This is a genomic window from Mesorhizobium quangtriensis, from assembly GCF_040081925.1.
GTDB lineage: Bacteria > Pseudomonadota > Alphaproteobacteria > Rhizobiales > Rhizobiaceae > Mesorhizobium_K > Mesorhizobium_K quangtriensis.
The window spans coordinates 96,377-108,058 of record NZ_JBEBMF010000002.1 but is presented as its reverse complement, the minus strand read 5'-3'; the positions used below and the strand labels follow the sequence as shown (position 1 = coordinate 108,058).

12 protein-coding genes are annotated in these 11,682 nt (G+C 61.4%); 11 read left to right on the top strand and 1 reads right to left on the bottom strand.

From position 1 onward, the window contains the following. Window positions 1–79 precede the first annotated feature (79 nt). From ldtR to ABMA32_RS09095, 11 genes are all read left to right on the top strand, one after another. Window positions 80–595, top strand: coding sequence for a transcriptional regulator LdtR (gene ldtR, locus ABMA32_RS09145; RefSeq protein WP_349013469.1), 516 nt, complete (start codon window positions 80–82; stop codon window positions 593–595). 246 nt (window positions 596–841) lie between these two features. Continuing rightward, window positions 842–2,089, top strand: a complete 1,248-nt coding sequence (locus ABMA32_RS09140; RefSeq protein ID WP_349014694.1) for a L,D-transpeptidase family protein — start codon at window positions 842–844, stop codon at window positions 2,087–2,089. Window positions 2,090–2,262: 173 nt separating this feature from the next. After that, window positions 2,263–3,576 (top strand): serine hydroxymethyltransferase, encoded by a 1,314-nt coding sequence (gene glyA / locus ABMA32_RS09135; RefSeq protein ID WP_349013468.1) that lies wholly within the window; start codon window positions 2,263–2,265, stop codon window positions 3,574–3,576. Between the two features lie 29 nt (window positions 3,577–3,605). After that, complete coding sequence (locus ABMA32_RS09130; protein ID WP_349013467.1) at window positions 3,606–3,995, top strand: hypothetical protein; 390 nt, start codon at window positions 3,606–3,608, stop codon at window positions 3,993–3,995. 104 nt (window positions 3,996–4,099) lie between these two features. Beyond that, window positions 4,100–4,564 carry a transcriptional regulator NrdR gene (nrdR, locus tag ABMA32_RS09125; RefSeq protein WP_349013466.1) on the top strand — a complete coding sequence of 155 codons (465 nt, stop codon included), beginning with the start codon at window positions 4,100–4,102 and terminating at the stop codon, window positions 4,562–4,564. Window position 4,565: 1 nt separating this feature from the next. Beyond that, window positions 4,566–5,690, top strand: coding sequence for a bifunctional diaminohydroxyphosphoribosylaminopyrimidine deaminase/5-amino-6-(5-phosphoribosylamino)uracil reductase RibD (gene ribD, locus ABMA32_RS09120; protein ID WP_349013465.1), 1,125 nt, complete (start codon window positions 4,566–4,568; stop codon window positions 5,688–5,690). Then, window positions 5,690–6,307: a riboflavin synthase gene (locus tag ABMA32_RS09115; protein ID WP_349013464.1), complete on the top strand. Its 618-nt coding sequence runs from the start codon at window positions 5,690–5,692 to the stop codon at window positions 6,305–6,307. The genes ribD and ABMA32_RS09115 overlap by 1 nt, the downstream gene beginning before the upstream one ends. A 92-nt stretch (window positions 6,308–6,399) precedes the next feature. Further along, a complete protein-coding gene (ribH, locus tag ABMA32_RS09110) occupies window positions 6,400–6,888 on the top strand; it encodes a 6,7-dimethyl-8-ribityllumazine synthase (RefSeq protein ID WP_349013463.1) in 489 nt (162 codons plus the stop codon). 2 nt (window positions 6,889–6,890) lie between these two features. After that, a complete protein-coding gene (nusB, locus tag ABMA32_RS09105; RefSeq protein ID WP_349013462.1) occupies window positions 6,891–7,388 on the top strand; it encodes a transcription antitermination factor NusB in 498 nt (165 codons plus the stop codon). Beyond that, window positions 7,385–8,590, top strand: coding sequence for an MFS transporter (locus ABMA32_RS09100; RefSeq protein WP_349013461.1), 1,206 nt, complete (start codon window positions 7,385–7,387; stop codon window positions 8,588–8,590). The genes nusB and ABMA32_RS09100 overlap by 4 nt, the downstream gene beginning before the upstream one ends. A gap of 223 nt (window positions 8,591–8,813) precedes the next feature. After that, window positions 8,814–10,955: a sodium-translocating pyrophosphatase gene (locus tag ABMA32_RS09095; protein ID WP_349013460.1), complete on the top strand. Its 2,142-nt coding sequence runs from the start codon at window positions 8,814–8,816 to the stop codon at window positions 10,953–10,955. Between the two features lie 81 nt (window positions 10,956–11,036). On the opposite strand, the gene ABMA32_RS09090 is transcribed toward ABMA32_RS09095, so the two are convergent. Beyond that, window positions 11,037–11,558, bottom strand: coding sequence for an outer membrane protein assembly factor BamE (locus ABMA32_RS09090; RefSeq protein ID WP_349013459.1), 522 nt, complete (start codon window positions 11,556–11,558; stop codon window positions 11,037–11,039). Between the last annotated feature and the right edge of the window lie 124 nt (window positions 11,559–11,682).

The window sequence follows — 11,682 nt, the reverse complement described above, 5'->3', positions numbered from 1 at the left end:
ATTTTATGTGCATTCGATAGTGTCGCGACCAAGGTGAGAAACAAAAACAATCACCGGGCGACAAACGAGAGGCAAGACAATGAACAATTCGCGTTCGGCGGCGAAGACCGCTCCCGTATCCGATGATCGTCGCGAAGCGATCCGCTCGCTTTACATGGAATCCCTGCAGCTGGTCGAGCGCCTGCACCGCCGCCTGCTGGACGTGATCAAGGACGAATTCGATCGCAATGGTCGCTCCGACATCAACGCGATCCAGGCGCTGCTGCTGTTCAACATCGGTAATGCCGAGTTGACGGCCGGCGAACTGCGCTCGCGCGGTTATTATCTCGGTTCGAACGTTTCCTACAACCTGAAGAAGCTGGTCGATCTCGGCTTCATCAACCATCAGCGCTCGCGTATCGATCGCCGCTCGGTTCGCGTCAGCCTGACACCGAAGGGGCAGGCCGTGGCCGAGGTCGTCGCCGGGCTCTACGAGCGCCACATCGGGTCGATCGAGCAGGTCGGCGGCATCAATCAGGACGAGTTCAAGCAGATGAACCGGGCGCTGCAGCGGCTGGACCGCTTCTGGAACGATACGATCGCCTATCGCATGTGATTTCTTGCCCTCCAGTCGGCAAGCAGCGGCCGTTGCGGGGAGGCAGCGGCCGCTTTCTTTTTGCCCGCCTCACGCTGTCGTGTGTGGCCAAAGCCTTGCTGCCGCCATAATCGGATGGATATGCGGACGTAGAGTTGCGCGATGCGCAGGCAAGGGTGACGGCTCCTGTTTGTGGTTGGCCATTTGTTAAGCATGGCCGCCATAGAGTTGCACCGCGATGATGACGGGACAGTATCCGGTATGACGATCAAAACCAGCCGACGGGTCTTTCTTTCAGGTGCGGGCATGCTCGCCGCTGCGGCTTTTGCTGCGCCGGCGAGGGCTCAGGACGTGATCATGGAAGTCCTGCAGTCCAATCGCCGTGGCAATTGGGACGACACTTTCGACGCACGCGCCAGCGATGGCGGCAAGGTTGCCACCAATCTCCCGATTTTTTCGCCACAGACGATTTCCTATATCCAGCAGGCCATCGGCCAGTATTCCAACATCGTCGCGCAGGGCGGATGGCCGGTCGTTCCGGCGACCAAGAAGCTGCAGTTGGGCGTAGTCGATCCCGATGTCGCGGTGTTGCGCAAGCGCCTGATGATCTCCGGCGACCTGTCGACCAGCGCGGGCATGTCGGAATCCTTTGACACCTATGTCGATGCGGCGGTGAAGCGCTTCCAGGCGCGCCATGGCCTCCCGGTGGACGGGGTACTCGGCAAGTACAGCTATGCGGCGCTAAACGTCTCCGCACAGACCCGACTCGGCCAGTTGCAGACCAATTTACAGCGTCTCCAGTCCCAGGCTCAGCCGGTCGGTCGCTACGTAATGGTCAACATCCCCGCCGCGCAGATCGAAGCGGTGGAGAACGACCGTGTCGTGCTCCGGCACACCGCCATCGTCGGCAAGATCGACCGCCAGACACCGATCCTGAATTCGGCGATCAACGAAATCATCGTCAATCCCTACTGGAACGCGCCAGAGTCGATCGTTCGCAAGGACATCATTCCGCTGATGCGGAAAAACCCGCAGTATTTGGCGGAAAACAACATCCGCATCCTCGGCCCCAACGGGGAGATCGATCCTGCAACGATCGATTGGAATACCGAAGACGCTGCCAAGTTCCGCTTCCGTCAGGATCCGGGCAAGATCAATGCTATGGCGTCGGTGAAGATCAATTTCCCGAACGAGCACGCGACCTACATGCACGATACGCCGCAGCAGACGCTGTTCGACAAGCTGATGCGCTTCGATTCTTCCGGTTGCGTCCGCGTCCAGAACGTCCGGGACCTTGTTACATGGTTGCTGCGCGATACGCCGGGCTGGGATCGTCAGCGTTTCGAATCGACAATCAAGAGCGGCGAGAACATGCCGGTGCAGCTCGCGGTCCCGGTGCCGATTTACTTCGCGTATGTCTCGGCATGGTCGACCGGAGACGGGGTCGCGCATTTCCGCGACGACATCTACGCGATGGACGGCGTGAGCGAACTGCAGCTTAGCCAGGCACTTTAGAGTTTCCAAGGGCCGCCTCTGGGCGGCCTTTTTGCTTTGAGAGCGGGTGTTCTCGGGCTGTCTGCCGCAATTCGGCGACGAAATTTCGCATGCGCGAGCGTGGCGAGGCCATATCAACTGTGTTAATGCGCGCCTGACCTTCCGCTGACCTCCATATTCGGGATTTGAACGCCATGGCAACAGCAACGGCAGCCGCGAACCATTCGGCTTCGTTTTTTGGAACATCGCTCGCCGACGCCGACCCGGAAATCTTCGGGGCCATACGCTCGGAACTCGGTCGTCAGCGTCACGAGATCGAACTGATCGCGTCCGAAAACATCGTGTCGCGCGCCGTGCTGGAAGCCCAGGGCTCGATCATGACGAACAAGTATGCGGAGGGTTACCCCGGCAAGCGCTACTATGGCGGCTGCCAGTTCGTAGATATCGCCGAGGAATTGGCGATCGAGCGCGCCAAGAAGCTGTTTTCCTGCAACTTCGCCAACGTGCAGCCGAATTCCGGCTCGCAAATGAACCAAGCTGTGTTCCTGGCGCTGTTGCAGCCTGGCGACACCTTCATGGGTCTCGACCTCAACTCGGGTGGCCACCTCACGCACGGCTCGCCGGTCAACATGAGCGGCAAGTGGTTCAAGGTCGTTTCCTACGGTGTTCGCCAGGACGATCACCTGCTCGACATGGATGCGATCGAGAAGACCGCGCACGAGACCAAGCCGAAGCTGATCCTGGCGGGCGGCACGGCCTATTCGCGCATCTGGGATTGGAAGCGTTTTCGCGAGATCGCCGATGCTGTCGGCGCCTATCTGATGGTCGACATGGCCCATATTGCGGGCCTCGTCGCCGGTGGGCAGCATCCTTCGCCGCTGCCGCATGCGCACGTGGTGACGACCACAACGCACAAATCCCTGCGTGGACCTCGCGGCGGCATGATCCTGACTAACGACGAGGATATTGCAAAGAAGATCAATTCGGCCGTGTTCCCTGGACTTCAGGGCGGACCGCTGATGCACGTCATCGCAGCCAAGGCGGTCGCTTTCGCCGAGGCGCTCAAGCCGGAATTCAAGACCTATGCCGCAAACGTGGTCTCGAATGCGAAGGCTCTTGCGGAAAGCCTCAAGGAAACGGGCCTCGATATCGTCTCGGGCGGCACCGACAATCACTTGATGCTGGTTGACCTGCGTCCCAAGAACGCGACGGGCAAGCGCGCCGAGGCCGCTCTCGGTCGCGCCAACATCACTTGCAACAAGAACGGCATTCCCTTCGACCCGGAGAAGCCGTTCGTCACCTCCGGCGTACGCCTCGGCACGCCGGCCGGAACCACGCGCGGCTTTGGCGAGGCGGAGTTCCGCGAGATCGGCAAGCTCATCGCGGAAGTTCTGGATGGCTTGAAGGTAGCAAATTCGGACGAGGGCAACGCGGCGGTCGAGGCGGCGGTGAAGCAGAAGGTGCTGACGCTGACTGAAAAGTTCCCGATGTATTCCTATATGGGATGACGCCGACTATCCCAACGTTGGAGGACGATTTGGACGAGCCTGACACACTGGATGGCACACCCCGCTCCAAATCGGTCGCGATGTTGACGGATTGGTCAGGTGCCAAGGTCTACATGACAAGGCCAGCGCTTCGGGAATTGGCTGCGGAACTCCTTCGTATTAGCGAGGCCGATCCGAAGGAGTGTTTTGAAGTTCATCTCTCGATACTCTTCTCGCATTTCGGTGCGAACAACGAGTATCTCGCGCCGAGAGCACGCTTTGCCAATGGCCTGGGGCCTGTCTTTGAGCGAATACAAAGGAAGGTCTGGCTTGATGAACCGGACAGCGGCAAATGGAATGCCGGTTCCGGGTTCGACGTGACGATCATGCACATCCCGCCCGAAATGGTCGGAGAGGAAGTCGGACGTCCTGACGAATAGTTCCCTTGCCCTTTCTTGCGACACCGGCGTACGTGTTTTGGCTCGCCGCAAAATCGGTTAAGTGTCGCTGCAGAATCTCTCCCTCCGTTTATCCGAAGGCCTTCATGCGCTGTCCCTATTGCCAGTCCGAAGACACACAGGTGAAGGATTCGCGGCCCGCCGAAGATGGCGGGGCGATCCGGCGCAGGCGCGTCTGCCCGGTATGCGGTGGGCGTTTCACCACTTTCGAACGCGTCCAGTTGCGCGATCTCGTCGTCTTGAAGAAGACGGGACGCAAGGTTCCCTTCGACCGTGACAAGCTCTTGCGGTCCGTCGAGATCGCGGTTCGCAAGCGCAACGTCGAGCCCGAGCGGATCGACCGGGCCGTCACCGGCATTGTTCGTCAGTTGGAAAGCTCTGGCGAAACCGAGATACCGTCGGCCGAAATCGGCCGGTTGGTCATGGAGGCGCTGAAGACGCTCGATGATGTTGCGTATGTCCGCTTCGCCTCGGTGTACCGCAATTTTCGCGAGGCCAAGGATTTCCATGAAGTTCTCGGCGAACTGAAAGGCGATGAGGACGCCGGCTGAAATGACCTCGCGCTCGGCGGCGGAACAAGAGGCGCTTGATCGCCGCTTCATGGCGGCTGCGATCCGGCTTTCGGGCAAGCACGCCGGCCTGACTGCCACAAACCCTTCCGTTGCCACGCTGATCGTCCGCGAAGGGCAGGATGGACCGGTGATTGTCGGCCGTGGCGCAACCGCTATCGGCGGCCGACCGCATGCCGAAACCGAGGCTTTGACTGAGGCCGGTGACCTGGCGCGGGGAGCGACCGCCTACGTTACCCTGGAGCCCTGCGCGCACCATGGGCGGACGCCGCCGTGCGCCAATGCGCTGGTTTCGGCGGGTGTAGCCCGGGTGGTTGGGGGGGCGAGCGACCCCGACGACCGCGTTTCTGGCAAAGGGTATACCATTCTGCGAGAGTCGGGCATCGAAGTCGTCGAGCGGGTCTTGGCCGAACAGGCCACCGATGCAATGGCCGGCTATCTCACGAGATCCCTGAAAAAAAGGCCGGAAGTCACGCTGAAACTTGCGATTTCGCAGGATGGGATGATCGGCAGGCCCGGCGAGGGGCAGATCGCGATCACGGGCGAGGTATCGCGCCGGCAGGTCCACATGATGCGCGCCATGAGCGACGCCATCCTCGTCGGGGTTGGCACAGCCATTGCCGACGATCCGGAACTCACAGTCAGGTTGCCGGGGCTTGCCGACAGATCGCCGACGCGGATCGTGCTCGATCCCGCTGCAAGGCTGCCGCTCACATCGAAGCTCGTCCAGACGGCCGGACAAGTCCAGCTCTTGGTCGCTGCCTGCGAAGGGGTCGATCCGGGACGGAAGGCCGCGCTGGAGCGTTCTGGAGCGGGGTTTCTCGCAACCGAAACCTTTGACGGACGGATTGCGCTGCCCGAACTGCTCGAGGATCTCGCCGCAAAGGGATTGTCGACGGTCATGGTGGAGGGCGGCGCGGCTACTGCGAGACATTTTCTGGACGAAGGCCTCGTGGACCGGATTGTGCTCTTTCGCGGTGCGGTGGTCGTCGGGGCGGACGGGATTGCGGCGCCGGTAGATGAAAACCACATGCCAGGTGGATTTAGCTTGGCGCGACGCGCAACCTTCGGCGACGACCACGTTTCGGAATGGGTGAGGCCGCTCTGATGTTTACCGGGATTGTCACCGATGTCGGCAGGATAGCCGCGACAGAGGCGCTGCCGAAGGGCGTCAGGTTTCGTATCGAGACGGCATACGATCCTGCCTCCATCGCTATTGGTGCGTCGATATCCTGTTCGGGCGTATGCCTGACAGTCACCCGACTTCCCGACGTCGGAAGCAATGAGCGCTGGTTCGAGGTCGAAGCCTGGGACGAAGCGCTTCGGCTGACGACCGCTTCAAGCTGGCAACTCGGTACGCCGATCAATCTCGAGCGAGCGTTGAAGATCGGGGACGAACTCGGGGGCCACATCGTTTCCGGCCACGTCGACGGCAAGGCCGGAATCGTCGCGCGGACGAAAGAGGGCGAGGCGGTGCGCTTTACGCTGGATGCTCCCCGGGAATTGGCGAAGTTCGTCGCGCCGAAGGGATCGGTCGCGCTGGACGGGACGTCACTCACGGTCAACAAGGTCGATGGCAGGCGCTTCGATGTCTTGTTGATCCATCATTCGCTTTCGGTCACCACATGGGGCGAACGGCAGGTTGGCGACGACGTGAATCTCGAGGTCGATACGATGGCGCGTTATGCCGCAAGGCTGGCGGAGGCGTCGACGCAGGGCCTCTGATGCGGTCATCGTGCGCATGGCTGGGGTGCACAATGTAGCGCTTGCGGTCGCACCCGGATCGGCCTAAGTCACCGCCCGACCGGGAGATACCAATGGCCGTCACTTCAGACCACGGAAAAGCCTTCAGCCTGCCCAAAGAGAAGGCGAACATCCTCATTGTCGAGGCACGCTTCTACGACGATCTCGCCGACGCCTTGCTTGATGGCGCAAAGGCGGCGCTTGACGAGGCGGGCGCGACCTACGACGTCATCACCGTTCCGGGAGCGCTGGAGGTTCCGGCCGTCATATCCTTCGCGCTCGACGCCGCGGATGAAGGCGGCACAGACTACGATGGCTACGTGGCTCTGGGGACAGTCATCAGAGGCGACACCTATCATTTCGACATTGTCGCGAATGAATCCTCGCGCGGGCTTATGAACCTGTCCGTCGACGAGTCGCTGGCGATCGGCAACGGCATCCTCACGACCGAAAACCTGGAGCAGGCATGGGTGCGCGCCAGGAAGACCGAGGGCGACAAGGGAGGGTTCGCCGCGCGCGCCGCGCTCACCATGATCGCGATCCGCGAGCGGCTGGGGGCCTGACCGTGCAAGAGCCAACTGGCGAACAGCCTAATATCAGGCAGGCCAACAAGCGCGGCGCGGCACGGCTCGCTGCGGTGCAGGCGCTGTACCAGATGGATGTCGCCGGTAGCGGGTTGCTGGAGATTGCGGCGGAGTACGAGGCCTTCAGGTTGGGGAAAGAAGTAGACGGCGCCCAGTATCGAGAGGCGGATGCGCAGTGGTTCCGGGCAATCCTGTCGGGGGTTGTCGAGAACCAGAAGGTAGTCGATCCCATGATCCGGCAGGCGCTGACGGAGGACTGGCCGCTGTCGCGGCTGGATTCGACGTTGAGAGCGATCCTGCGTGCAGGCGTCTATGAACTGATGAAGCGCGATGATGTGCCGGTTGCGGTCATCGTGTCTGAATATGTCGACATCGCCAAGGCATTCTACTCCGAGGATGAGCCGAAGCTGGTGAACGCAGTGCTCGATCGTGTCTCGCGCAGAGTCCGTGGCGAAGGACGGGGCCGCGACGCATCATGAACGCTCACGCGCCGGTGGATGCACGGCGCACCGCGCTCATTCTTGCCGCATCGCAAGCGATCATAGGGTCGGCGGCTCCGATCGCGATCTCGCTTGGCGGGTTGGCCGGTTTCTATCTGCTAGGCGCTGACAAGTCGCTGGCGACGTTGCCGGTCACTGGTTTCAACGTCGGCGTGGCGCTTGGTGCAATCCCGGCGGCGGTAATCATCCGCTCACTTGGCCAGCGCAACGGCTTCATGACGGGCACGCTGGTGACAGCGTTTGGCGGGCTGATCGCGACCTTCGCGCTTTTCCAGGCAAGTTTTTGGGGCTTCGTCGCGGGGCTCGTGGGAATTGGCGTCGGCGGCGCCTTCGTCCAACAATTCCGTTTTGCCGCGGCTGACAACGCGCCGCCAGAGTTCAAGGCTCGCGCGATTTCCTTCGTGCTTGCCGGGGGTATCTTCACGGCGGTCATCGGGCCCCAGATCGTAATCTTCACGCGCGATCTGCTGGCACCTGTCATGTTTGCCGGTGCTTTCGCCTCGATCCTGCCACTTGCGGCCGTGGGCGCAATCTTGCTGTCTTTCCTGCGCGTTTCCCGCCATGTCGTAGGCTCCAGGCAGGATGCCGACGCTCCTGCGCGTCCGTTGCGCGAGATCATCGCCCAGCCCCAGTTCGCGATCGGCCTTCTGTGCGCCGTCGGCTCCTATGCGTTGATGAGCCTTGTCATGACCGGCGCTCCGCTGGCGATGGTCGGCTGTGGATTTTCGCCCGACGACGCGGCGCTGGGCATCTCCTGGCATATCATGGCCATGTTCGGGCCAAGCTTTTTCACGGGCGCGCTGATTACCCGCTTTGGCAAGGAGACGATCGTCGCGGTCGGCTTGATCCTGCTGATCGGTTGCGCGATCGTGGCGCTGTCCGGCATCCAACTCTGGCACTTCTGGACTGCGCTGATCCTGCTCGGACTTGGCTGGAACTTCGGTTTCATCGGTGCGACGGCCATGGTCGCGGGCACTTACCGCGCCTCAGAGAAGGGCAAGGTCCAGGGTTTCCACGACTTCATCTTGTTCACCAGTGTCGCTTGCGGCTCCCTGCTGGCTGGCGTCGTTTACAACAACTGGGGCTGGGAAATGCTGAACTGGATCGTGCTGCCAGTCACAGGACTATGCTTCCTCGGCCTAGCCGGATTGCGGCTGTACGTGCGTGCCAACCCGGCCTGATCCAGCGAGTTTCCTTCCTTTTCGTGTCCTTGGGATGGATCGCAGGGCGATATTGCGCGCAAAAAGGCGAAAACCGGGCAAAAAACGAACGCCAGCTTGACCTTCGCGGGGCTGTTTCGCATAAGCCTCGTCCTTAGGGACCGGATTCAACACGACGAATCCCGGTCTCCTTCCGTCGGCCCGGGGAGGGGAGATTTTCGGGCCAGCAATCAGGGAATTTGGCATGACCATGCTGTACGTCGTTATCGCCTGCGGCCTGCTTTCTGTCCTGTACGCCATCTGGGCGACACAGTCGGTCCTCGCGTCCGACCAGGGCAATGCGCGCATGCAGGAAATATCGTCCGCCATCCGGGAGGGTGCGCAGGCTTATCTAGCACGGCAATACACTACCATCGCTATTGTCGGCGTCGTCGTCCTCCTGCTGGCCTGGTGGCTGCTGTCGTTCACGGCCGCGCTTGGCTTCCTCATCGGCGCGGTGCTGTCGGGCGTAGCGGGTTTCATTGGAATGCACGTGTCGGTTCGCGCAAACGTGCGGACGGCGCAGGCGGCTTCCAACAGCCTGGCGGCAGGCCTGGACATCGCTTTCAAGTCCGGTGCGATCACGGGCATGCTGGTTGCCGGTCTGGCCCTGCTGGGTGTCGCCGTCTACTATTGGGTCCTGATTGGCCCGATGGGGTATGCGCCGGCTGATCGCGTCGTCATCGATGCCCTTGTTTCGCTCGGGTTCGGCGCCTCGCTTATTTCGATTTTTGCCCGTCTCGGTGGCGGCATCTTCACCAAGGGTGCAGACGTCGGCGGCGATCTCGTCGGCAAGGTTGAGGCCGGCATCCCGGAAGACGATCCGCGCAACCCGGCGACGATCGCCGACAACGTCGGCGACAATGTCGGAGACTGCGCCGGCATGGCCGCCGACCTGTTCGAGACCTACGCGGTGACTGTAGTCGCCACCATGGTTCTCGGCGCCATCTTCTTCGGCGGCTCGGCTGTTCTCGGATCGGTGATGCTGTATCCGCTCGCGATCTGCGGTGCCTGCATCATCACCTCGATCATCGGCACGTTCTTCGTTAAGCTCGGTTCGAACGGTTCGATCATGGGCGCTCTCTACAAGGGCCTTATCGTCACGGGCATCCTGTCGATTATCGGGCTCGGCGCAGCGACGTCGCTGACCATCGGCTGGGGCGACGTCGGCACGGCGAACGGCTTCCTAGTAACAGGAACGAACCTCTTCATCTGCGGCCTGATCGGGCTTCTGGTGACGGGTCTGATCGTCGTCATTACCGAGTATTACACCGGCACCAACAAGCGTCCGGTTAACTCGATCGCGCAGGCGTCGGTTACCGGTCATGGCACCAACGTTATCCAGGGCCTCGCAGTCTCGCTCGAATCGACCGCGCTGCCCGCGATCGTCATTGTCGGGGGCATCATCGCGACGTTCCAGCTTGGCGGTCTGTTCGGTACGGCCATAGCCGTGACGACGATGCTTGGCCTTGCCGGCATGATCGTTGCGCTCGACGCGTTCGGTCCGGTTACCGACAACGCGGGCGGGATTGCCGAAATGTCAGGTCTGCCGCCTGAGGTGCGTCACTCGACCGATGCGCTGGACGCTGTGGGCAACACCACCAAGGCCGTGACGAAGGGTTACGCAATCGGTTCGGCGGGCCTCGGTGCGCTGGTCCTGTTCGCAGCCTACAGCTACGACCTGCAGTATTTCGCGGCCAACGCGGCGCAATACCCATATTTCGCCGATATCGGTACGGTCTCCTTCGATCTGTCCAACCCGTATGTCGTGGCTGGACTGATCTTCGGTGGCCTGATCCCCTACCTCTTCGGCGGCATCGCCATGACGGCTGTCGGCCGTGCGGCGGGATCGATCGTCGAGGAAGTGCGTCGCCAGTTCCGCGAGGACCCCGGCATCATGGCCGGAACCTCCAAGCCGAACTATGCACGCGCGGTGGATCTGCTGACCAAGGCGGCGATCAAGGAAATGATCATTCCTTCGCTCCTGCCTGTCCTGGCCCCGTTGGTCGTGTACTTCGGGGTGTTGCTGATCTCCGGCTCCAAGGCTTCGGCGTTTGCCGCTCTCGGCGCTTCGCTGCTCGGCGTCATCGTCAACGGCCTGTTCGTCGCGATCTCGATGACCTCCGGTGGCGGCGCCTGGGACAATGCCAAGAAGTCCTTCGAGGACGGCTTTGTCGACAAGGACGGCGTCAAACACCTCAAGGGATCGGAAGCCCACAAGGCCTCGGTTACCGGTGACACCGTCGGCGATCCCTACAAGGATACGGCCGGGCCGGCGGTCAATCCGGCTATCAAGATCACCAACATCGTCGCGCTCCTGCTGCTCGCCGTGCTCGCACACGGCTGAAAGCGGACCGGAAACAGAAACCCCGCGAAGAGCGATCTTCGCGGGGTTTTCTTTTTGGGCGACCTTAAAGGCGGTCTGAGGCTACTGGCCGCCGCCCAGAATGTTCTTCGCAGTGCTCGCGCCCATGTTGCCCGCGCCTGCGAGCATCTGGCCCAGGAAGTTGAGGTCGCGGCCGGCGGTCGGCGTCGTGCGCGAGATGAAGTCGAACACTTTTCCGTCCTTCAGTCCGTAGTTCGCGATGTTATCGACGCGCCCTTCCTGGTTGAAATAAACGGCGAGAATGCGTTGATCGACAAGCTTCGCGTTCATGAAGGCGACGGGTCGTTGTCTTGTCTGTGAGATATAATAGAAGACCTCATTGTCGAATGTGGCGGTCGTCGATGGGCTACCAAGCGTCAGCAGCACCTGCTCGCGGCTGGAGCCTACCGGGACAAGGTCGATCGATTGCTGGTCGATCACATAGCCCTGCGTCAATGTTTCCCCAGGCTTCAGGCCAGCAAAGGTTTTCGAACTGTTGCAGCCTGATACGAAAACCGCAGCGACAACGAGCGTAAGCCCCGCCGTCCTCGGAAGAGAAGATGACTTGAATTTCGACGCCTGCAACAAAAACTCCCTCGAAATCGCCCCAGCCGGCGAATAGTCTGGCCTGCTTGCGTGAGCCGGCAAAACCGGTAAACCAGCTTCCGTGGCGATGCAACATTGCCACCAGGCGAACCGTCGCCGGGAG